This is a genomic window from Enterococcus sp. DIV0755b (assembly GCF_051713765.1).
Taxonomy (GTDB): domain Bacteria; phylum Bacillota; class Bacilli; order Lactobacillales; family Enterococcaceae; genus Enterococcus_C; species Enterococcus_C canintestini.
The window spans coordinates 1,842,003-1,864,339 of sequence record NZ_JBIOQN010000001.1; the positions used below are offsets into that span (position 1 = coordinate 1,842,003).

Sequence of the window (22,337 nt, forward strand, 5' to 3'; positions counted from 1 at the left end):
TACTACTTTACTAAAGTATAAAAAAGGATGGATAAATTGCCAATCATTTTGACTTATTGCGCTAGTATGTGCTCACAAAGAAAAGCAAAAAAGGCATGACAAAATTTTTGTCATACCTTTTGTTTTTAACTAAGCAGTTTCAAAAAGTAACTTCTTTTAAGATAAGCCAGATAAGCCGATGTTTCGCAAAAATTGAGTAGCAATTTTGTTAAAACTTCTGCCTGTTCTTGAAGCTGACTATTTCAGTTACAGTCTAATTATCTATTAATAATTAAGTTTAGATAGCAGCAATTGCAATTCCAATTGCTTTTTCTCCCAAGTGAGTTCCAATAACTGGTCCAAAATAACCAATTTCAATGTCTGCATCAGGATATTTAGCTGCTAATTTTTCTTTCTCCTCTTGCGCTACTGTCAAATTATTCGCATGGATGACATACAATTTAACAGGACGATTAATTTCAGAAGCCCGTTGCCCGATAACTTCTTCGGCGCGATTAAAAGCCTTTTTGCTAGAACGAATTTTTTCAAATAACTCGATTTTCCCATTATTAAAGGTCAAAATCGGTTTAATTTTTAACAAACCGCCAATTAATGCGGCACCATTAGTTAAGCGCCCGCCACGAACGAGGTTGTTTAAGTCATCGACAATTAAATACGCATACGTATTGTCACGAATAATATCTAAATGCTGGATGATTTCTGCTAATGTTTTTCCTGCATCTTTCATTTGAATCGCACTTTCTACCATGTGACCCATTGGCATACTCGTAATCTTAGAATCATACGGAATGACGGTTGCACCTTTTATTTCATCTTTAATCGTATTGAGCGTTGCTACAAATCCTGAGATTCCGCCAGATAAATGGATACTTAAAATTGTATCATAGCCTTTAGCGGCTAGATTTTCATAAAGTTCAATTACTTCACCCAAAGCCGGTTGAGAGGTTGTGGGAAATTCTTTACTACCATTTAGCATTTCATAATATTCATCGGCTTCAATATCGACGCCTTCATTATAGATTTTGCCATCAATGATGACTGGTACAGGAATAATATATAAGTCCGAATGATTTTTGATGGTTTCAGGTAGAAATGCAGAACTATCTGTTACAACTGCTAATTTCATTTATAATCCTCGTTTCAAGAAAATTTCACTACTTCTACAAATATAGCATAAACTAAGATTCAGGAAAATAGTTTATACTAGATTCACCTTAAAAGAAACTACTATTACTAAAATAAAAAAGGGGAAAGGATAGTTTTTCATCTATCCCTACCCTTTTATAATTATTTTGCTAAAAAATTATTGATTGCTTTTTGATTGGCTTCTTTATCTACGACTAACACACTTCCAGCTTCCGCTGTATTTCCATATTCCCAAGTATCTTTAGCTGGGACGGTCAGTCGGTCAATCCCACTTGCTCCTTTTAAAATGTGCAAGCTATTTTTGACTAAGAAACTCGTTTTAAGGTTTGTGCCAGTATACCCTAAAACTTTTCCGGCAGCATAAGGTAATTTAGCAATTGCAAGTGGATTTTTCATCTGACTAAAAATGGCATCCATAACTTGTTGTTGCCGTCTTACGCGGCCAAAATCGCCTTCTTCATCCATCCGAAAACGGGCATATTGTAATAAGTGTAAGCCATCCATATTTTGTTGGCCTTTTTTGATTGGTACTTCTAAGTTAGTACTCATGTCTTTTTCGGCGTTAATAGCAACTCCGCCAGGAAACAACGTATCAATTACTTTTTCAAAAGATTTAAAATCAACAACAGCATAATACTTACATTCTAAACCAAAGTTTTGTGAGATGGTTTGACGAACTAAATCTGCCCCACCATAAGCGTAAGCTGCGTTAATTTTGTTTTGCCCAACCCCTGGAATATCAACCAATGTATCCCGCATAAAAGAAATTAGTTTCGGTTTTTTACTTGGTCCGTCTAATTGTAAAACCATAATGGTATCTGCGCGTGCAGTTTCGCCTTTTCTACTATCACTTCCCAGTAATAAGATATTATTTGCGCCATCTGCTGAAGTAAAACCGTTGAAATTCTCTACTTCTTGTTTAGGAATCTCACTATCAGAAGCAGCGGACATTTTTCCTAGTGCAAAGGCAACGCCGCTATAAACGAGTAATAACAGGAGTAAGCCAATGATAAAGCGAAAAATAGGGTGTTTTTTCTTAGGCTTAATTTTCTTTTCTTTTTTTACTTGGCGTGGCTGTTCTTCATCTTTTTGAACACTTTTTGGATTGTTTTTATTCCTTAAATTACGAGGATGACTATTTCGGGCTTTAAACCCCTTTGTTTTTATCTCAAAATTGCCTTGCGCTTTTTTACTACGTGCATTGTACTCTTCATTAGTAGTAGAAAAATCCTCTTGATTGCGTTTTTCTTCTTCGGATGCTGCTTTTTCCAACTCTTTATCAGTTAATTGCTTACGAGCAAATACACTTTCTTTTTTATTTGTTTCTTCATGTATTTTTTTATAGCGATCCATGCGACTCATGTGGCTACCTCCAAAAGTAAATCATTTCTCTACAAGTTTACCCTAACTTGAGTGCAAAAAAAGATGCTATGAAAAAATTTAAGCATTTCATAGCATTTCTTTCAATTTTGTTAGCTCGATAAAGTGACAGGATATGTCCCTAAGTGAATAACAGTCCCACCAAGTAATTTAATTTCTTCTATAGCATTGTCAATTAATTGTTGCGGTTGATCTAATAGGAGATCAATTACAAAGAAATATTCACCAAGACTAGTTTTTAAAGGCCGCGATTCAATTTTGCTTAAATTAATTTGACGCCAACCAAAAGCGGCCAACATTTGGTGAAGTGCCCCCGCTTTATTTGAAGGCAGTGTCAAAATTAAAGACATTTTTTCTGCCTTGCCAAATGTAGTTGTCGGTTTTAGCCCTACAATCCAAAAGCGTGTTTGGTTAAAATCATTGTCTTGAATATTAGAGCTGATAATTTTTAAACCATAAGATACAGCAGCCTCAGCCGCGGCGATGGCCGCAATTTCTTTTGTCTGTTGCGTTGCGACATATTCACACGCTGCAGTAGTAGAAGTGGTGGGTACTAATTCAGCAGTGGGATAATGTGCTGCTAAAAACTTTTGCGACTGAGCTAGCGCTTGCGGATGAGAATAGATTTTTTTAAACGGCCCTTTACTAGTTGCTAGTAATTGTTGGTTGATTGGTAAAATAACTTCGGCTAAAACTTGTAGTTGATGATTTTGCGACAATGTATCGATTGTTGCGTGAACCGATCCTTCTAGCGAGTTTTCAATTGGCACAATGGAATATGCAACTTCTTTTGTTAACACGGCGTTTAGACAGGCTGGAATAGAGGCATACGCCACCAAATCGACTGCATCAAATTGTTTTTTGGCGGCTTGGTGAGAAAATGAACTCTTAGGTCCCAAATAACCAATTTTCATGCTTTTCCCAACCTTTCTATGATTTCTGTAGCAATTTCTTCAGGATCGCGTTGCGTTGTTTCAATAATTATTGCCGCACTCTCTTCATAATGTGGCAGACGCGAATTCAAGAGCGCGGTAATTTCTGCTGCGCTTTTTTGACTTGCCAGTGGACGAATATTTTTTGCATCGTTTTTGATACGGGCAATTAATGTTTTAGAGTCCGCCTTTAAATAGATGACATGAGGATGATCTTTTAAAAGGTTACGATTTAATTCATTGACTACAATCCCACCGCCAGTTGCAATGATGGCATTAGCAGTAAAGTGATCTTTTAAAACAGTTGTTTCGACATGGCGAAAAGCTGCTTCTCCTTTAGAAGCAAAAAAATCAGGTATCGGCATGCCAATTTCTTTTGTGATTAAATCATCTAAATCAATTAATGGTCGCTTCATTTTCTCCGCCAGTAAGCTTCCAACTGTTGATTTTCCTGCACCCATAAAACCAATTAGTAAAATACTACTCATGGCGCTCACCTACTATGATTTTTTTGATATCTTGGAAAAAATCTGGGTAAGAAATGTTAATGGCTTCTGGCTGTTGCAACATAGTGGTACCAGTGGCAATTAAAGCAGCAATTTGTAGCATCATCCCGATGCGATGATCGCCTCGACTTGAGACTTCAGCCCCTTTTAGTGGCGTTGGTCCATTAATGATGAGACCATCTTCTGTTGGCGTAATATCAGCCCCCATTTTCTTTAATTCTGCTGCGGTTGCATCAATGCGATTTGTTTCTTTTACTTTTAATTCTTCTGCGTCTTTAATAACCGTTTGACCACTAGCTTGCGTGGCTAATAACGCAATAATGGGCAATTCATCAATTAGGCGGGGAATAATCTCACCTTTTATGATAGTACTGTGAAGTGCAGATGTTTCAATTTTCAAATCTGCTGCTTGATTGTTTGTATCAAGGTTTTCAATCGTTAAATTAGCCCCCATTTGTTTTAAAACATCAATGATACCTGTTCGCGTTGGATTCATCCCTACATTTTTAAGGTGTAGTTGACTATTCGGGGTAATGGCAGCAGCCACTAAAAAGAATGCCGCCGAAGAAATATCCCCTGGAACCACAACGTTTTGACCGACTAAGGTTTGTGGACCGGTGAGTGTAATCTTGCGACCATTTGTGGTAATTTCACCGCCAAATTGGCGAATCATTTCTTCAGTATGGTTACGAGAAATTTCTTTTTCGATAATCGTTGATGTGCCTTTTGCTTGTAAAGCTGCAAAGATAATTGCCGATTTTACTTGAGCACTGGCTACAGGCATTTGATAATCAATGGCTAATAATTCTTTTGTACCTTGAATTTTGATGGGTGGAAATTCACTGCTTGCTTTACCGGTAAGAGTCGCACCCATTTGCTGTAAAGGCGTCATTACCCGTTGCATTGGTCGCTTATTTAGGGAATCATCTCCAAATAGTGTTGTGGTAAAGTTTTGGCCGGCTAAAATTCCCATCATCAAACGAATCGTTGTGCCAGAATTACCAACATCAATGTCTGATTGACTTTTCTTTAAACCAGAAAACCCAACACCAGTTACTGTAATCGTCGTACCATCATCTGAAATTGGGACACCTAGTTTTTTAAATGCATTTAAGGTACTTAAACAATCTTGGGCACGCAAGAAATTCTTGATGGTTGTTTGTCCTGTTGCTAGAGCACCAAACATTATGCTGCGGTGGGAAATTGATTTATCTGCCGGGACAGTGATACTGCCGGCTAATCCGTTTTGTGCTTGTAATAATTCCATAGTTGCCTCCTTTTATTTTAAGCGCGTAGGATAATTCGTATGTCTTAAAAGGCAGGCTTTGGCCCGCATCAAGTCATTTTCGTTACGAAAACTAATTTGCAAAATCCCATTAACATCTTCTCTTGTTTCCTGAATTTTCAGATTAATTAGATTGATCTGATGGTGACCTAAAAGTCCTGTCACTTCTGCTATTACCCCAGGTTCATCTGGAACATCAACATAAAGATCATAAAAGGCTGGAATCGCGCCATTTTTGTGAACAGGCAAGCTGTCGCGATTATCTTTAGCTTGATCAAAAAAATGAAAAATTTCCTTTTGATCACTATTTGTGACCCATTTTTTTACTTTCATAATTTCTTTTTGCCAATTGTTCAACTGCTGTAAAATAGCCGCTTGGTTACTTAATAAAATTTCAGTCCACATCTTCGGATCAGAAGAAGCAATGCGTGTAATATCCCGGAATCCACCGGCTGCTAATTGTTTGGCACGAGGATGCTCTTGATTAAAACAATCCCCTTGAGTTACAAGGGCGGCTGCAATTATATGCGGCAAGTGGCTAAGCATTGCTGTGATTTGATCATGTTCACTAGCTGTTAATTCGACAAACTTTGCTTTAGTTCCTGACAATAATTCTTGTAAAAGTACAACTTTATTTTGAGATTCTTTTTGATTAGTCATAATATAATAGGCATTTTCAAATAGATGAGCATCTGCTGCTTTTATCCCTGATTTATGCGATCCAGCCATCGGGTGCCCACCAATAAATGAAAAAGGTAGTGTTTTTGCGGTAGCCATAATTTGTTCTTTGGTACTTGCAACATCTGTGACAAGAACATCTTCTTTTAAGGGAAGCTTCGCAAGTTCTTCCAAATAGCTCATTGTTTTAAAAACTGGTACTGCTAAAATGATAATATCTGCATCAAGTGCACCTTGGGCAAAATTATTAGCCATTTTGGTAACAATGCCTTTTTTTACTGCAATTTCCACGGTTGTTTCATGTAAATCAAAACCGCTAAGCTCAACTTTAGGATGTTTACTTTTGATTGCTAATGCTAAAGATGAACCAATTAATCCTAAGCCGACAATAAAAACTTTTTGCTCCATCACAGACCTCCTAAAAGTTTTTAATATATTGGCGATAATTTGCCACCGCATCTTTTAATTCTGCAAAAGAATCACTAGAAAATTTAGCTAAAATTTCTGTTGCTAAGACCGTTGCGACTACATTTTCTGCTACCACACTTGCCGCAGGAACAGCGGTGCTATCTGAGCGCTCTACACTAGCTTTATACGGTTCTTTGGTCTTTATGTCTACACTCATTAATGGTTTATATAAAGTCGGAATTGGTTTCATAACGCCTTTTACGATGATTGTTTCCCCATTTGTCATGCCGCCTTCAAAGCCACCCAAGTGATTGGTTTTACGGCGGTAGCCAGTAGCATTTGACCAAATAATTTCATCCATTACTTTTGAGCCGGGTAAATTAGCCGCTTCAAAACCAACACCAAACTCTACCCCTTTAAAAGCATTAATGCCAACGATTGCTTGGGCTAGTTTTGCATCTAGCTTTGTATCCCATTGAACATAACTACCAAGTCCTGCTGGAACATTTCCCACTAAAACCTCTACAATACCCCCGATAGTATCGCCATTTTTTTTCGTCTGATCAATTAGTTGTTTCATTTTCACTTCAACATTTGGATCAACAACACGAACTTCAGATTTTTCTGAGCGCTCTTTTATTTCTGTCAGGCTGATTTCAGCCGGAATTTCTGCTTTTATTCCCCCTAAAACAGTAACATGACCCGCAACCTCTATTTCAAGTTCTTTTAATAGTTTTTTAGCGATTGCACCAACTGCAACCCGCATAGTAGTTTCTCTGGCAGAGGAACGCTCTAGAACATTGCGTAAATCCGCATGATGGTATTTCATTCCACCGACTAAATCAGCGTGTCCTGGTCTGGGGTGTGTTACTTGTCGCATTGTTTGTTCCTTTTTAGGAACCTCTTCACTAGCCATAACAGTTTGCCAGTTTTTCCAGTCGCGATTTTCGACAATCAATGTTACGGGTGAACCTAATGTTTTTCCATGCCGCACACCCGAGGTAATACGGACTTGATCTTTTTCAATTTTCATCCGACCACCGCGACCATAACCGGCTTGTCGTCTTGCTAATTCTAAGTTAATGTCTTCGGCTAAAAGCGGCATCCCCGCTGGTAAGCCTTCAATAATAGCCGTAAGTTCTGGCCCATGGGATTCTCCTGCTGTTAAATAACGCATTATAACGCCTCCTTCAAATAATCTTTTATTTCAACTAAAGGAACTTCTACAATTTTGGCTTGACCAATCTCGGTTAATAAAATTAGTTTTAAATTGTCACCTCGAGCTTTTTTATCGTGAGTAATCGCTTGATAGAGTGCTTTTTCATCCCAATCAGGTAATTGCGTTGGCAAATGAAATTTCATAATCATCTCTTTTAATTGCGCAGTACTACCAACCGGGGACAATCCTTTTGCTTCTGAGACACTGTTAATTTTTATCATTCCCAAAGCTACACCCTCACCATGGCTAATCACACCATACCCAGCTGTTTTTTCAATCGCATGCCCGATAGTATGGCCAAAGTTCAAAATTAAACGCATCCCATTATCAAATTCATCTTCTTCTACTACTTGGCGCTTTACTTCTAAGGCTGAGGTAATTATTGCTTCAGCGTGATCTAATAAGTCAGCTTCATCTTTTAAATGCGATAACGTCTGCCATAAATTCAAATCTGCAATCGCTGCTGATTTGATAATTTCGGCAATTCCTTCTCGCACCCGCCGCATTGCTAATGTTTTTAATACATTGGGATCAATCAAAACACCTGCTGGTTGACAGAAAGTACCGACTAAGTTCTTAGCTTTATCAGTATTAACACCTGTTTTTCCACCAATACTAGAATCTACTTGCGCAAGTAATGTTGTCGGAATTTGGACAAAATGGATTCCCCGCATATATGTTGAAGCTACAAAACCGGCTAAATCGCCAATTACGCCTCCACCTAATGCTAGAATACCATCACTGCGCGTAAACTCTGCTTCAGCTAGAAAATCGTATAATTCTGCGGCAGTTTGTAATGATTTACTCCTTTCGCCTGCTGGCACGACTGCTAAATGCGGCGTGTATCCAGCTGCGCTCAGTTGATTCATTACAGTTTGACTATAAAGTGGTGCTACATTTGTATCTGTAATAACCGCAACTTTTTGAGGCTTCCATAATAAATTGAGCCAGCTTCCCAATTTGGTTAAGGCGCCACGTTCAATTAAAATTTCGTAGGAATCTTCTTTTAAGTTAACTCGCATAAGTTAGCCCTCGATTTCTTTAATTTGTTTCATTGCAGCCGTTAAAATATCTACTTCTTGCATCATCTTTAAGTAATTTTCTTCATTTAACGATTGTTGTCCGTCAGACCAGGCATTTTTAGGATCTGGATGAATTTCGACAATCATTCCGTCAGCACCAGCAGCAACGCCTGCCCGCGCCATTGGAGTAACCAAATCCCAAACACCAGTTCCATGACTTGGGTCAACAATAATAGGAAAATGACTTAATTTTTTAATTAGAGGTACCGCTGATAAATCAAATGTGTTTCGCGTTGCTGTTTCATAAGTTCTGATTCCCCGCTCAATGAAAATAACAGGTGATTTATCCTGAACAGCAATGTATTCCGCTGCATTTAACCACTCATCAATAGTCCCGGCAATCCCTCGTTTTAAGCCAATTGGTTTACCTGTTTTACCAACGGATTGAAGTAATTTGTAATTTTGCATATTGCGGGCTCCAATTTGTAAAATATCACTGTATTCTGCCACCATTTCAATATGACCTTCATCCATTACTTCTGTGATTACTTTCAAATCAAATTCATCTGCTGCTTGCCGAATGTATTTTAATCCTTCTTCTTCTAATCCTTGGAAAGCGTAAGGGGAAGTACGTGGTTTAAATGCGCCTCCGCGCAAGATTTTAGCACCACCCGCTTTAGCAATTTTGGCACATTCTAAAATTTGTTCTAAGCCTTCAATAGAACACGGTCCTGCCATTGTCACAAAACTGCCATCACCAATTTTAACCCCGTCTACATCCACAACTGTGTTACCAGGATGAAATTCTCGTGATGTCAACTTGTAAGTATTCGAAATTTTTAATGTCTTCTCTACGCCATCGTACGTGTTAAAAGGAACATCTTGGACGCCCCTAACATCACCTTTTAAGCCGATGACAATATGTTCAGTACCTTGATCAATATTGACATCTAGTCCTTCTTTTTGAATGCGTTTAACGACTAATTCAACTTGCTCTTTAGTCGCACCTGGTTTCATAATTACAATCATTTTCATATTCTCCTTTTTAACTGTTAGCCACAAGTGGCTTAACGATTTCTAATGGCATTTTTTTACCTGTCCATAATTCAAAAGCATACGCGCCTTGATAGAGCAACATACCTAAACCATTGACAGTTTTTAATCCTTTTTCATTAGCAATTTGGATTAATTTCGTTTTTCGTGGATTATAAATTACATCATATACAGCTAAATCATTATGCAATGCACTAAAATCTTGAATTGGTGTTTGATCGTCATTAGGTTTCATTCCGACATCTGTTGCATTTACTAACAATTTGCTATCTCTGAGCGCTTTATTGACAGCTTTAACATCCGCTAAATCTGTTAAAGATAATTTACACTGTGTCTTTTTTTCAATCTCATGGATTTTTTGCTGTTTCTGATTAAAAAATTTACCTTGCCGATTAAAGACGTTAATTTTTTTTACCCCGTCTAAAGCAGCTTGAACACAAATTGCAGTAGCCGCACCACCAGTACCAATGACAGTTATTTCTTCACCAATAATATCTATCTTACTATCAACTAAACTTCGCATAAATCCACTACCGTCTGTATTGTGTCCAACTAAGCGACCATCTTTTTGCGGTAGAATCGTATTGACTGCACCGGTTAATGTTGCAGCTTCACTTAATTCATCCAGATAAGATAGCACCGCTCTTTTATAAGGCATTGAAACATTTACCCCGATCATGTTCAGTGCGGTAATACTTTTCATCATCACCGCTAATTGCTCTTTTTCTATTTCAAAAGCTAAATAGACCGCATCAATGTTATTTGCTTTGAAAGCAGCGTTATGCATTAACGGTGAAATACTATGCTTAGCAGGTTTGGCAATTAAACCTGCTAGACGAGTATAACCTGTAACTTCCATTTTACTCACCCCTTAAATATTAGCAGCCTATGGGTACAAAAAAAGTGTTCACCTAAGATACAACAATCTACAGTGAACACCTAATAGGAAAAATATTTTTTCCGCTGGGAATAAAAAGAGCCACTATAGATTCTTGATCTACGTGGCTGTAAAGTCATTACAAAATCCCTTAGCCATCATAGATACAAACGAGTTGGTTTGTATCCATGTTTTCATGAATACAAACTATCTAAAATAGCTAAAGTAATAATTATTCAGTTGTGGTCTGCTTTTTTCTAACATAAAAAAGTCCTCCGAACTGAGTAAGATGGTGTTAAGTATAGATTGTATTGATCAGACTGTCAATAAGTTTTTGTAAAAGCTGCAAATTATTTCATTTGTTTTCACAATTCTTCTTCAAAGAAGAGCAATAATTCAGCTAAAGTAAGTTTAGCTTTTTGCTGCTGATTTAAATCTTTAACAATCTCACCTTTTTTCAAAAGTAACAACCGATTACCGTATTTTAAGGCATCTTCCATTTGATGGGTAATCATCATACAAGTCAAATTATTTTCTTTTACTAAATCATTTGTTAACGCCATGATATTTTTAGAAGTCTTAGGATCCAAAGCAGCCGTGTGTTCATCTAATAATAAAAGTTCCGGTCTTTCAATCGTAGCCATTAAAAGACTTAATGCCTGTCTTTGTCCACCAGATAAGTGTCCTGTAGGAGTGTCTAAATGCTCTTCTAGGCCGTTACCAACTTTCGCACACAAAATTTTAAAAGCTTCTTTTCGTTCATTTAATTTCCGGGGACGTAATTTTCTCTTTTGACCTCTTCTTTCAGCTAAAAGCAGGTTTTCAGCTACTGTCATTCGCGGAGCAGTCCCCATTTTGGGGTCTTGAAAGACTCGTCCTAAGTATTTTGCTCTTTTTTCTTCACCAAAGTTGGTAACATTTTCGTCGTCTAAAAAAACTTGGCCGCTACTAAGTGAGAGAGTGCCAGTTACGGTGTTAAACAGTGTACTTTTCCCAGCACCATTGCCGCCTACAATTGTGACAAAATCGCCAGGATTCAAGGTCAAATTAACATCATTTAGGATTACGCGTTCATCATTTACGCCATTTTTAATTTTTTTTACTGCTTTTTTTATTGTTAAGACACTCACCGGCTAGGCCTCCTTTTCCAACCCTGTTTTTAAATTTAGTTTTTCTTTTAACGTTGGAATCATTAAACAAATGGCTAAAATGGCAGAGGAGAAAATTTTCAGATAAGTAGTATCAAAGCCCAAGTAAATAATTAATGTAATAATAGCTTGGTAAAGAATACTACCTACAACAACAGCCACCAAACGTTCTAAAAAGGCTAACTCGCCAAATAAAACTTCACCAATAATAATGGAGGCCAGTCCAATAACGATTACACCAGTTCCCTTAGAAACATCCGCATAGCCGTCATTTTGAGAAATTAAGGCACCAGAAAGTGCGATCACACCATTTGAAACAGTTAAGCCTAAGATTTTCATACGGTCTGTTTTAATTCCTAAAGAGCGGGCCATCACTTCGTTATCACCAGTTGCAATATAAGCCTGTCCTAAGTCTGTATTGATGAAAAAGAGCACGAAAAGTATCGTAAGAATTACAGCGATTAAGCCGAGAATAACGATATCAAAATAATTTGGTAAGTTTAAATTGGTGAAAACAGTCTGAATGCGCGGAAAATTACTCAAGCCTTTATTGGGGCTTTTCATAACAAATAAAATCACAGAGTTAAGACCTGACATCACCAAGATACCGGCTAAAATCACGGGGATTTTACCTTTTGTAAATAAAATTCCCGTAACAAAACCAGCCGCCATTCCGGCTAAAATTCCTAATAATGTCGCCAACAAGGGCGAAACACCACTGGTAATCGCTGTTACACAAACAGCTCCGCCTAAAGGAAAAGTACCTTCTGTAGTCATATCAGGAAAATTTAAAATGCGATAAGTTAAATAAATACCAATTCCCAATAAAGACCATAATAAACCCTGTCCGATAGTTGAAATGACCATTTTATTCCGTATCTCCTTTAACTGTCTTGACTAATTTGGCACTATCTTTTAAATCAGCTGGTAAAGTTAGACCAAATCTAGCTAGCTGTTCTTCATTTACAATCGTATCGCCATTAGTAAATGTATAAACCGGTGTATCAGCGGGTTTTGATTTGCCAGCTAAAATCGCAGCGACCATCTCACCAGTTTTAACCCCTAACTCTTTTTGGTTAATGCCAATAGTTGCTAAACCACCTTGTTCCACCATAGTATCAACAGAAGGAAAAACTGGTACATTATTTTTGTCTGCTTCTTGACTGACTGTTTCCATTGCGTTAGCGACGGTATTGTCATTTGGAATAAAGATAAAATCAACTGATTGTGATAAAACTTGTACCGCTTGTGCTACTTCGTTGGTTGAAGAAACTGCTTTTCTTTCTACAGCTAAACCAAGTTTTTTTGCAGCCGCTTCTGCTTGATTTGTTTGAAATTTAGAATTCATTTCAGATGAAGAATATAAAAGGCCCACTTTTTTAGCTTCAGGTAATAATTTATGCGCTAATTCAATAATCGAAGCAACAGGTGGTTGATCTGAAACACCAGTAATATTACCTCCGGGTTGTTCATTACTGGCCACAAGTCCCGCCCCTTCTGGATCAGTGACTGCACCTAATACAATTGGAATACTAGTCGTAGCATTTGCTAATGCTTGGGCGGCAGGTGTAGCAATCCCAACTAAAACATCTGCATTGTCATTAATTAATTGTTTGCTCATTGTATCTAGTTTACTTTGATCAGCTTGACCATTTTGAAAATTAATTTTCAAATTTTTTCCTTCTTCATAGCCTGCCTCTTTTAGCCCTTCTTTGACACCGGTATAGATTTGATCTAAAGCTGGATGACTAACAAATTGCAAAACACCAACAGTATGGATCTTCTCTTTTACAGCCGGGGTATCGTTATTAGCATCATCTTTTTGCCCTGTTAAAAGTTGAAAGCCTAAAAACCCTACCAAAACTACTGCTAATGCGATAACTGTGTATACTAACCCTTTATTTTTCATTATTATTTCCTCCTAAATATATTTAATGTTTTTTGAGATGAAAAAAAGCAATTTCCTCTACCTTAAGGAAATTGCTTTTAAACAAAATCCGCATAGAGGTTGTCTCTATGCGGAATCATCTCACTATTACCAGCATAGATACAAGTTTTAGAGTTCACTAAAAAGTTGTATCTATGGAAAAATCCATCAATACAACTATCTACGCCAAAATTGCCATGCAAATGCAGTTTCTCTTTGTGTAGTAAATAGTTTCATGATGGCTCACCTCGTTTTGTTTTTGTCGTAATTAAGCATACCGTAGAAAATTTAAAGCGTCAAGCAACATTTAAAGATTTCAGAAAATTCGTTCAACTCACTCGTCCAAATCTTTAATGTTCCACATTGGCAAGCGGTTCAATTCTGGAATGAATTCTTCAGTGTAATTTGATAATTCTTCCACTTCAAAACGATTTTTTTCTATCCCTTTTTCAAAAAAAATGAAGGTCACTTTACTAGGATCAATTTGGTATTTTTGCGCTACATTCTCGGTATTATAGACTAAAGGGTAATAATAAAACTGACGATTTATCTCTTGTGCTTCTTTACCGGAAAATGTACGCATTATCTTTTCGTATTCTGCTCCATAAGGTGGAGAAAACATAACTGAAATCGCTTTTGAATTTTTGATTTCTTGTTCTTCATTGCCATAATCCAACATTTCAATTTTTTTACTTTGAATCGTCGGAAGTAAAAGTTCCGTATACTCAGCTTGACGAATATGGGCCACTGCCACTATCATCGAAGCCGAAAAAAGAGTGACCCCTAATAAGAGTCCTAAAACAGTCAAAAGAGCTTTGCGCTTATTTGCTTCTGCCCAATTGGCAAAATCGCGCCATATTTGTAAAAAACCAGCCTTTACACTGGCAAAAAAGGATTGAATTATCTTCATTGGTTTGCTCCTAAGAAAATTAATAATAAAAAATAACACTGCCGCTGTAAAATAGTGATACTAATTTTTTCTTGCTGTCTTTATAGTAGCAATCATTGTTTATTATCGTCAAGATAGTTGGCAATTCTTTAAATATTCGCTATCATAATAGTGATAGTACTTTAATGAATATAAGGAGGCGTCAAATGGAGAACTTGGGACATATGATTATGAATATCGCCACGCCTTTTTTTGATGTTATTATTGTTTTTCTTAACTTCTTGTCAATTATCGTCTTGGTTTGGGGTGTTGCCATTGCCGGTTATGACTTTATCCGCGCTGAATGTTCACATGCCAATCACGTCGAAGCTGCCCGTCATAATAACTTTATTCGTAATTTTTTAGGTAGTTATGTTTTACTCAGTCTAGAAATTTTAATTGCTGCTGACATTATTGAATCTATTGTTAATCCGACTCCCGCTGATATTTTGCGTTTAGCAGCAGTTGTTATCATTCGCACAGTTATTTCTTATTTCTTACATCGTGAAATTCAAGACGCATTAGATAACGAGGAAACGATGGAAAAAATAAATGCTAAAAACAAATAATTTTTGTTAGTACATTTACCAACTTAGCCAGATTCTGTTAAGTAAGAATCTGGCTTTTATCTGCTATAATAATATTACTCTTGCAAGAAAGAAGGTTACATCATGTCTTTTGATGGTGTTTTTACCCATTTAGTTACAAAGGAATTATCCGAAACATTGATAGGTGGTCGTATTTCAAAAATCCACCAACCTTATCAAAACGAAATTATTTTAGTAATTCGTTCAAAAGGAACCAATCATAAATTACTACTTTCTGCTCACCCTAGTTATGCAAGAATTCAATTAACTGAAATTGCATATCAAAATCCTGAAACCCCACCAAATTTTGTGATGATGTTACGCAAGTATTTGGATGGTGCGATTTTAACGGGAATAAAACAATTAGAAAACGATCGGGTTGTCCATTTTACGTTTAATAAACGAGACGAATTGGGTGATTTGCAAAATATTGTTTTAGTCGTTGAGTTAATGGGCCGTCACAGTACAATTTTATTATTAAATGAAGCCAACGGAAAGATTTTAGATGCCATTAAGCATATTGGCAGTAGTCAAAATACGTATCGTTCCATTTTACCAGGTGCCATTTACATCGCCCCGCCTAAACAAGATTTATTAAATCCTTTTAGCGTAAACGATGTGGCTCTTTTTGATGCCCTATCCCAACTACCACAGCTAAATGGCAAAGCATTGCAACAAAAATTTCAAGGATTAGGTGCTGATACTGCCCAAGAGGTCGCTTTTCGATTAAATAAAAATCCAAATGAAAAAGTTGCGACTTGGCGTAATTTTTTTAAAGAGTTGGACCATATAAAACCTACTTTAACGGTTACAGAAACAAAAGAATTTTTTACTCCAATTGTTTTTAACTATTTAATAAAAGATGCCATCAGCCAGACTAATTATCCCAATTTAAATGAACTATTAGATGCTTTTTACGGAGATAAGGCTGAACGTGATCGCGTCAAACAACAAGGCGGCCAATTATTAAAAAAAGTGGAAAACGAACTCGCCCGTAACCAAACCAAGTTAAAAAAGCGGTTAAAAACACTTAAAGACTCTGAAAACGCAGAAGAGTATCGTCAAAAAGGGGAACTTTTAACCACCTTCTTACACGAAGTACCAAAAGGGGCTAATCAAGTTGTTTTACCTAATTACTACGAAGAAGATCGCCCCCTTGAAATTAAACTAAATCCCGCTCTTTCGCCTAATCAAAACGCGCAAAAATACTTTCATCGCTATCAAAAATTAAAAAATGCCGTTAAGTTAATTTATCAACAAATTGATGAAGCCAAAGCAGAAATTGCTTACTTGGAATCTGTCTTGGCTCAAATTGAGATTGCCGGACCAATGGATTTGGATTTAATCAAAGAAGAATTGGTAGCACAAGGCTATTTGAAAAAAACGACGAAACGTAAGAAAGCTCAGTCAAAATCACAACCCGATCAGTATCTTACAGATGATGGAACGATTATTTTGGTTGGTAAAAACAATCTACAAAATGATCAATTGACCTTAAAAACAGCTCGTAAAACTGACTATTGGTTACACACCAAAAATATTCCCGGGTCTCACGTTATTATTAAAAGTAGCAATCCTAGTGATGAAACTATTCTAGCAGCAGCTGAACTTGCAGCTTATTTTTCGAAATATCGCCATTCCGCTCAAGTACCGGTAGATTTGGTTCAAGTAAAATATATAAAAAAACCAAATGGTGCTAAGCCGGGCTATGTTATTTACGAAAATCAAAAAACGTATTATGTCACCCCAGAAGAAGACATTGTCACCCGTTTACAAAAACAATAATAAAAGACCATAATCAGTTTTAAGCCGCTGATTATGGTCTTTTATTTTCTTTTAGGTGTCATAGGATTGTATTCTTCAGTGAGCATAATATTGTTCCTTAAACTTTAAAAAGTTTATTCACAAAAATAGATGTGTCTGCCCTTTTTTTCTTGTAACGGTCGATTATTTCCCTTTAAAATTTCCTCTTGAAACTGCGATAAAAATGCGCGAGAAATTTGATGGCGTGCTTTAAAAACAAACCAGTTAATCGGTCCTTTTGTAGGCGGTGTTGTGAGAGAACCCACGTAATGAAAATAACTTTTTTCTGTAGGTAAAAATAAATTAGGATTAAAAACTTCAATATGCTCTTTTAAATCCCAACGTTGTGCTTGTTTTAAAGGACCATCGGGTAAAACACCTGGTAGAATATCACACAAAACCCCCACTACTAAATTGGTGCCATCTTTTTTCATATGGACCAAATGAATTTCTAAAGGAGCTTGCTGGTTGTCTAAAATATGCTCACTAGGTAGATGATAGTGAATATCGGTTAAACCGTATTTTTCTCCTTCAAATAAGACATAACTCTGACAATCAAACGGAACAAAATGAATTGTATTTTTAAATTCTTTTTCGGTAAATTTTTCCACCTGATAAGAAAAAGTCAGACGGTGTTTTTTTTTGCCCGCTAGTGTTTCTTCACTATTGATGGCAATTGGTGATTGATAGGCAAATTGTGCCCCTTCAGCATACCAGTCACAAAGTGTGTGCCAATACTCTGGTCCGTTAGTGCCGCTATAACTCCAGGGAACATCTAAGTTTCGTTTCATTTGCTGACCTCGCTAAATTGCTAAATTTGTCAAAATATTTTTAATAGCATATCAAATACACTAGCAAGTGGCAAATAAAAAAACTGATAAGTGGGGAACCCAATAGCATCAAATAACGTTTTTCCTGGCCCTAACATAAATAAAACAGCTAAAATAAGCAAAATCGCAAGTATAATGAATAAGACATTAACCCCTTGCAGTAAACTAAACCAGATTTTGACATTGCTAAATACCATATCCATCTTTTGATTACGCAAAACCTTTCTCGTTTCAGGAATTGATTTCATTTTTTCAATGTTTTGCCAGTTGTTTTTAAATAACATCATTTCCTTTTCCGTCAAGACTTCACTGAAAATTTTAGTGTCTGCTGCAAAATCTAGGAAATACCAATTAACTGTCTGGCGTTGATTTTTTTCATCCCGATAACGAATGCTCCATTTTTTGGTCGTAATCCCTTTAATTTTATCATAGGCAAAACTAGAGAAATGATTCATTTCAAAAAAGTCCAAAACAGTTAAAAAAATCAGGCGAGTAGAGGTAAAAATTAATAAGCGATTGCCCCGTGTATCATGAAATGTGGTGACATAATTTCGTGCTTGCTTATTTCTTGCGTACCCCATCCCCATTAGACCAGAAGTCATCATCCCTGAATTCCCCTCGTTTGTCATCGGCAAATAGCCCATAATTTCTTCTGATTGTTCTAATTGTGGCTGTAACTTCGTTTTAATTTCTTGAAACAAAATGTAGTACTTACTCTGCTCAAAAAGCTCTTTTTTATCCGTGTTACTTAAATAGTCAGGCTGTAACTTGGCATTTTCAGCATAAATAACGTCTTTAAAGCTCATGACAATTCCTCCTTTAACCCACTTTGCAATCTTACTTTTCCCCGTGATAAGTGATTATAAACAGCGCTTACGTTAATAGCTAATAATTGGGCGATTTCATGCGGCGGTGTTTGATAAAAATAGTAGTGCAAAAAAATTAATTGATCTTGCTTGGACAATGTATCGAGCAGTTCTAAAAATTTTTCTTTTGCTAAGGGATTTTCTTCTTGTCGATAGTTTTGGTCAATTCTTTCTTCCTGCAATTCTGTTTGACGACTACTTTGCTTTTGCTGTTTGCGCTTAAAATCGATTGCTTTATTACGGGTAATCACCATAATAAATGTAGCCAAACTGCTTTTTTGTTTGTCATAAGTGGGAATCTTTTGCCATAAAGTATAAAACACTTCATTTTCACAGTCTGCCCACAAGGTACGTTCATCGCTTTTTGATAACACACCACGAATAGTTTTAATAATCGTTTGACCATACACAGCAATCATTTTTTCTAACCCAATAAAATCTTGAGCTGTAATTAATCTTACAATTTCTTCGTCTGTCATCTAGCCTCCTCCTCTTTGTTCACTTAATATACGTATCAGATAGCATCATTCTATCGTTAAAATTCAAATTTATGTAAAAAATGCACGCAGTAAGAAGCGTTATCCTAGTAAATATTACTAAAAAAAATGTGAAGCTTACATCATGCAAACTTCACAACTTTTTAAGATTATTTTTTTAACCAGTTTTCAGGATCTTCTTTCCATGCTTTTAACAACGCTAGCTCATCGTTGTTAATATAATCACTTTCTAATGCGACTTCAATTAAGGTTGAATAGTTGGTTAATGTCACTAACTGAATCTCTGCTGCTTCAAAGTTAGCTAAGCCTTTTGGCAATTCATAAGTGAAAATAGCAGCGACACCTAATACATCTGCGCCTTCTTTTTTAGCTGCTTCACAAGTACCTAATACACTGCCGCCAGTTGAAATTAAATCTTCAATAATAACCATCTTTTGGCCTTTTTCAATCCGACCTTCAATTTGTTTGCCTTTGCCGTGATCTTTGGCTTTGGCGCGAATGTAGACCATTGGTAAGTCTAAAATATCCGCTACCCAAGCAGCATGAGGTACACCACCAGTAGCAGCGCCAGCAATTACTTCGACATCAGGAAATTGGGCCTTGATTTTATCTGCTAAGCCTTGAGCGATTTGTTTTCGCACTTTAGGATAGCTAATGGTAATCCGATTATCACAATAAATTGGGCTTTTAATGCCACTAGCCCACGTAAAAGGATCATTTGGGCTCAAAAATACTGCTTCCACTGCTAACAAGTCTTTGGCAATTGTCGTTTCTAAACTAGTCATTTTCAATACCATTCCATTCATTTTTTATTTGAGTATACGCTTTGTAAGGATCTTCTGCTAAGGTAATCGGACGCCCCACCACGATAAAATTAGAGCCAATTTTGCGAGCATTTCCTGGGGTCACTACGCGTTTTTGGTCGCCTACTTCACTACCTGTCGGCCGAATTCCTGGGGTTAAACAGATAAACTCTTCACTTGTCGCCCCTTTAATATCTGCAACTTCTAACGCAGAAGAGACAACACCATCTAATCCCGCTTTTTTTGCGCATTTGGCATAGTGAATTACACTTTTTGCTAAAGGTACTTCAATTAATTGATCATCGTGCATTTCTTGTTCAGTCGTTGAAGTCAGTTGGGTAATGGCTAAAAGCTTAGGCCGCTCTTTGCCCATTGGTGTACCTTCTTCTAAACCGCGCATTGCCGCTGCCATCATTTTGACACCGCCAGCTGCATGAACACAAGTAATGTCTACGCCAAGTCCTGCTAAGCCCCGCATTGCTTTTTCGACTGTATTAGGAATATCATGTAGTTTTAAATCTAAGAACACGTCATGACCGTTTCGTTTTAACCACCGGACTGTTTCTGGCCCTTCTTGATAAAAAAGTTCCATCCCAATTTTAACAAATAAAGATTCTTTTTTTGGGAATTTTTTAAAAAACAATTCAACTTCTCCACGACTTGAAAAATCTAGTGCAATAATTGGACGTTCATTCATTTTTATTTTTCCTCTCTGACTTGTTGAATTAATTCACTCAAACTATTAATCCCTAGTTCTGCCATTCGTGCTGGTAGAGCATCGATTATTTTAGGACAGACAAAAGGATCGGTAAAATTCGCTGTTCCGATTGCCACAGCAGACGCACCTGCCATCATCATTTCCAATACATCATCAACCGTTTGAACGCCCCCCATTCCAATGATTGGAATATTTGTCGCGTGAAAAACTTGATGAATTAAACGAATAGCGACTGGTTTGATTGCAGCTCCTGATAAGCCCCCTGTTTGATTGGCTAAAAGTGGTTTTCTAGTTTTTAAATCAATGCGCATGCCTAATAAAGTGTTAATCATTGTAAAACCATCTGCACCAGCGTCTTCAATCGCTTTAGCAATTGGTACAATGTCGGTTACATTAGGGGACAGTTTAACATAAACAGGGACTTTAGCTACTTTTTTAACAGCTTCAGTTAAGCTCGCGGCCACTTTGGGATCTGTCCCAAAAGCAATCCCACCATGTTTTACATTGGGACAAGAAATATTCAGTTCAATCGCTTTAACATTCGGCGCATCGCCAATTTGTTTGCAAACTGCCACATAATCTTCTTCACAAGAACCTGCGACATTAGCAATAATGTTCAAATTGGGATAACGTGTATTTAAGTCCGGTAATATTTCTGCTTGTACTACCTTTAACCCTGGATTTTGTAGTCCAATAGCATTTAACATCCCACTTGGTGTTTCAGCAATTCGTGGTGTTTCATTGCCAAAGCGCGCTTCTGGTGTTGTGGCTTTAATCATAATCGCACCGAGCTTATTTAAATCATAAAATTTGCCATACTCATTTCCAAAACCAAAGCAACCACTTGCCGGCATAATCGGATTAGGTAAATCGAGTCCTGGTAATTGAATGTGTAGTGGATTACTCATAATACGATTACCCCCGTTTTAAAAATTGGTCCTTCATCACAAACTTTTAGACTTTTTGTCGGTTCATTTTTGACATGGCAAACGCAGCCATAACAAGCCCCCACACCACAGGCCATCCGGGCTTCCATTGAAATTTGCGCATTGGGATGATTTTGATATTTTGCATCCACCATTTTTAACATGCCATTATTTCCGCAGGCAAAAACAGCTGCCGGTTCTTCTGTGCGCCCTTCTAAAAGATGTGATACATTTCCTCGCACCCCAAAGCTACCATCATCAGTGGCAAAAAAAGTTTCACCTAGTGCTTGAAATTTCTCGGCATAATAAACAACTTCTTTTTTAGCAAAGCCTAAAAAATGAATTGGTTTTACGCCTTTTGCTACCAGTTGTCGTGATAGTTCATATAGTGGTGGCACACCGATACCGCCACCAATAATGTAAGCAATATCGCCTGCCTTTAACCCACTAAGGTCAAAACCATTCCCTAAAGGCCCAAGACAATCTACTTTATCTCCTACTGATAACTGAGTGAAAGCTTTAGTTCCTTGACCTTCAACGCGATAAATTAAATGGCAAGTCAAATTTTGACGATCAAACTGATTAATACTAATCGGCCGGCGCAGTAATAAATCTTTTTGTGGTACCAAAAGATGTAAAAATTGCCCTGGTTTTTCCATTGCTCTTACTAGTTCTCCTTGTAAAACCAATTCAAAAATATTAGGTGCAATTTCTTGTTGTGTGATGACTGTCAACATTCCTTGTTCCATACTGCTCCCCCTGGTATTCATTTACATTTTCTCACAAATGGAGTGTGCG

23 protein-coding genes are annotated in these 22,337 nt (G+C 37.1%); 2 read left to right on the forward strand and 21 right to left on the reverse strand.

From position 1 onward, the window contains the following. Window positions 1–277 precede the first annotated feature (277 nt). From IGI65_RS08875 to IGI65_RS08940, 14 genes are all read right to left on the reverse strand, one after another. On the reverse strand, window positions 278–1,126 hold the full coding sequence (locus tag IGI65_RS08875; RefSeq protein WP_438773968.1) for a DegV family protein: 849 nt from the start codon (window positions 1,124–1,126) through the stop codon (window positions 278–280). A gap of 161 nt (window positions 1,127–1,287) precedes the next feature. After that, a complete protein-coding gene (locus tag IGI65_RS08880; RefSeq protein WP_438773969.1) occupies window positions 1,288–2,508 on the reverse strand; it encodes an LCP family protein in 1,221 nt (406 codons plus the stop codon). A gap of 110 nt (window positions 2,509–2,618) precedes the next feature. Then, window positions 2,619–3,440 carry a prephenate dehydratase gene (gene pheA / locus IGI65_RS08885; RefSeq protein WP_438773971.1) on the reverse strand — a complete coding sequence of 274 codons (822 nt, stop codon included), beginning with the start codon at window positions 3,438–3,440 and terminating at the stop codon, window positions 2,619–2,621. Further along, a complete protein-coding gene (locus tag IGI65_RS08890; RefSeq protein WP_438773972.1) occupies window positions 3,437–3,946 on the reverse strand; it encodes a shikimate kinase in 510 nt (169 codons plus the stop codon). Before IGI65_RS08890 ends, pheA begins: the two co-directional genes overlap by 4 nt. Continuing rightward, window positions 3,939–5,231 (reverse strand): 3-phosphoshikimate 1-carboxyvinyltransferase, encoded by a 1,293-nt coding sequence (aroA, locus tag IGI65_RS08895; protein ID WP_438773973.1) that lies wholly within the window; start codon window positions 5,229–5,231, stop codon window positions 3,939–3,941. The genes IGI65_RS08890 and aroA overlap by 8 nt, the downstream gene beginning before the upstream one ends. Window positions 5,232–5,243: 12 nt before the next feature. Then, complete coding sequence (locus IGI65_RS08900) at window positions 5,244–6,335, reverse strand: prephenate dehydrogenase (RefSeq protein ID WP_438773974.1); 1,092 nt, start codon at window positions 6,333–6,335, stop codon at window positions 5,244–5,246. A 10-nt stretch (window positions 6,336–6,345) separates the two neighbouring features. After that, window positions 6,346–7,512, reverse strand: a complete 1,167-nt coding sequence (gene aroC / locus IGI65_RS08905) for a chorismate synthase (RefSeq protein ID WP_438773975.1) — start codon at window positions 7,510–7,512, stop codon at window positions 6,346–6,348. Then, on the reverse strand, window positions 7,512–8,576 hold the full coding sequence (gene aroB / locus IGI65_RS08910) for a 3-dehydroquinate synthase (RefSeq protein ID WP_438773976.1): 1,065 nt from the start codon (window positions 8,574–8,576) through the stop codon (window positions 7,512–7,514). The genes aroC and aroB overlap by 1 nt, the downstream gene beginning before the upstream one ends. 3 nt (window positions 8,577–8,579) lie before the next feature. Beyond that, window positions 8,580–9,605, reverse strand: coding sequence for a 3-deoxy-7-phosphoheptulonate synthase (gene aroF, locus IGI65_RS08915; RefSeq protein WP_071864016.1), 1,026 nt, complete (start codon window positions 9,603–9,605; stop codon window positions 8,580–8,582). Between the two features lie 16 nt (window positions 9,606–9,621). Next, window positions 9,622–10,488 (reverse strand): shikimate dehydrogenase, encoded by an 867-nt coding sequence (locus IGI65_RS08920; RefSeq protein ID WP_438773977.1) that lies wholly within the window; start codon window positions 10,486–10,488, stop codon window positions 9,622–9,624. A 383-nt stretch (window positions 10,489–10,871) separates the two neighbouring features. Next, complete coding sequence (locus IGI65_RS08925) at window positions 10,872–11,636, reverse strand: ABC transporter ATP-binding protein (RefSeq protein ID WP_095005667.1); 765 nt, start codon at window positions 11,634–11,636, stop codon at window positions 10,872–10,874. 3 nt (window positions 11,637–11,639) lie between these two features. Further along, a complete protein-coding gene (locus IGI65_RS08930; protein WP_438773978.1) occupies window positions 11,640–12,521 on the reverse strand; it encodes an ABC transporter permease in 882 nt (293 codons plus the stop codon). A 1-nt stretch (window position 12,522) separates the two neighbouring features. Continuing rightward, window positions 12,523–13,563: a tryptophan ABC transporter substrate-binding protein gene (gene trpX, locus IGI65_RS08935; protein WP_438773979.1), complete on the reverse strand. Its 1,041-nt coding sequence runs from the start codon at window positions 13,561–13,563 to the stop codon at window positions 12,523–12,525. Between the two features lie 352 nt (window positions 13,564–13,915). Then, on the reverse strand, window positions 13,916–14,491 hold the full coding sequence (locus IGI65_RS08940; RefSeq protein WP_438773980.1) for a hypothetical protein: 576 nt from the start codon (window positions 14,489–14,491) through the stop codon (window positions 13,916–13,918). A gap of 185 nt (window positions 14,492–14,676) precedes the next feature. On the opposite strand from IGI65_RS08940, the gene IGI65_RS08945 reads away from it, so the two are divergent. Then, window positions 14,677–15,078, forward strand: a complete 402-nt coding sequence (locus tag IGI65_RS08945; protein ID WP_071864010.1) for a DUF1622 domain-containing protein — start codon at window positions 14,677–14,679, stop codon at window positions 15,076–15,078. Between the two features lie 102 nt (window positions 15,079–15,180). Next, complete coding sequence (gene efbA / locus IGI65_RS08950; RefSeq protein WP_438773982.1) at window positions 15,181–16,881, forward strand: fibronectin-binding protein EfbA; 1,701 nt, start codon at window positions 15,181–15,183, stop codon at window positions 16,879–16,881. A 113-nt stretch (window positions 16,882–16,994) separates the two neighbouring features. Here the strand turns inward: efbA and IGI65_RS08955 are convergent, their stop codons facing one another. The 7 genes from IGI65_RS08955 to IGI65_RS08985 all read right to left on the reverse strand — a co-directional run bounded on the left by IGI65_RS08955 (window position 16,995) and on the right by IGI65_RS08985 (window position 22,288). After that, window positions 16,995–17,690 (reverse strand): carbonic anhydrase family protein, encoded by a 696-nt coding sequence (locus IGI65_RS08955; protein WP_438773984.1) that lies wholly within the window; start codon window positions 17,688–17,690, stop codon window positions 16,995–16,997. A gap of 29 nt (window positions 17,691–17,719) precedes the next feature. Beyond that, window positions 17,720–18,535, reverse strand: coding sequence for a PH domain-containing protein (locus tag IGI65_RS08960; RefSeq protein WP_412258499.1), 816 nt, complete (start codon window positions 18,533–18,535; stop codon window positions 17,720–17,722). Continuing rightward, the gene (locus IGI65_RS08965; RefSeq protein ID WP_412258497.1) at window positions 18,532–19,074 is read right to left on the reverse strand and encodes a sigma-70 family RNA polymerase sigma factor; all 543 of its coding nucleotides are present in this window, start codon (window positions 19,072–19,074) and stop codon (window positions 18,532–18,534) included. Before IGI65_RS08965 ends, IGI65_RS08960 begins: the two co-directional genes overlap by 4 nt. Before the next feature lie 167 nt (window positions 19,075–19,241). After that, window positions 19,242–19,877 carry an orotate phosphoribosyltransferase gene (gene pyrE, locus IGI65_RS08970; protein ID WP_412258495.1) on the reverse strand — a complete coding sequence of 212 codons (636 nt, stop codon included), beginning with the start codon at window positions 19,875–19,877 and terminating at the stop codon, window positions 19,242–19,244. Next, window positions 19,870–20,592, reverse strand: coding sequence for an orotidine-5'-phosphate decarboxylase (pyrF, locus tag IGI65_RS08975; RefSeq protein WP_071864005.1), 723 nt, complete (start codon window positions 20,590–20,592; stop codon window positions 19,870–19,872). The genes pyrE and pyrF overlap by 8 nt, the downstream gene beginning before the upstream one ends. Before the next feature lie 2 nt (window positions 20,593–20,594). After that, a complete protein-coding gene (locus IGI65_RS08980; RefSeq protein WP_412258590.1) occupies window positions 20,595–21,524 on the reverse strand; it encodes a dihydroorotate dehydrogenase in 930 nt (309 codons plus the stop codon). Continuing rightward, window positions 21,518–22,288, reverse strand: a complete 771-nt coding sequence (locus tag IGI65_RS08985; protein WP_071864003.1) for a dihydroorotate dehydrogenase electron transfer subunit — start codon at window positions 22,286–22,288, stop codon at window positions 21,518–21,520. Before IGI65_RS08985 ends, IGI65_RS08980 begins: the two co-directional genes overlap by 7 nt. Between the last annotated feature and the right edge of the window lie 49 nt (window positions 22,289–22,337).